Consider the following 480-nt stretch of genomic DNA (forward strand, 5'->3'; position numbering starts at 1 on the left):
CAGCCGAGCTCTAGCACCGCGCCGATCGTACTCATCGTTGACGACGATGAGCTGGTCCTTAAATCCCTCGATGGCCTTGTCAGATCCGCGGGATATCGGTCCGCGCTTTACGCGAGTGCACTCGAGCTTTTGTCAAAGCCCCTGCCTGAGGGTGTCCGCTGCCTGGTCACGGACGTGCGCCTGCCCCTTATGAGCGGGCTCGACCTTCAAGCCGAACTCTTAAAGCGGGGAGAGCGCTTGCCCATCCTGTTCATAACCGGCCATGGAGACATACCGATGTCTGTGCGGGCGATGAAGGCCGGTGCCGTTGACTTCCTATCGAAGCCCTTCCGCGACCAGGACATGATGGACGCGATTGCATGCGCGTTGGTCGAGGATATTAGGTTGAAGGAGCTGGAGCGCGAACTCGAATCCCTCCGTGCGCGATACGAATCCCTGACAACGCGCGAGCGCGAGGTTCTGCAATTGGTCGCGTCGGGG

The 480-nt window shown here is 60.2% G+C and carries 1 protein-coding gene; it reads left to right on the forward strand.

From position 1 onward, the window contains the following. Nucleotides 1-33 precede the first annotated feature (33 nt). Nucleotides 34-480, forward strand: a 447-nt coding sequence (locus PY649_RS35350; protein ID WP_285873622.1) for a response regulator transcription factor, incomplete at its 3' end; no start/stop codon positions are given.

The sequence above is a fragment of the Rhizobium mayense genome, from assembly GCF_030272705.1.
GTDB classification, from domain to species: Bacteria; Pseudomonadota; Alphaproteobacteria; order Rhizobiales; family Rhizobiaceae; genus Rhizobium; species Rhizobium mayense.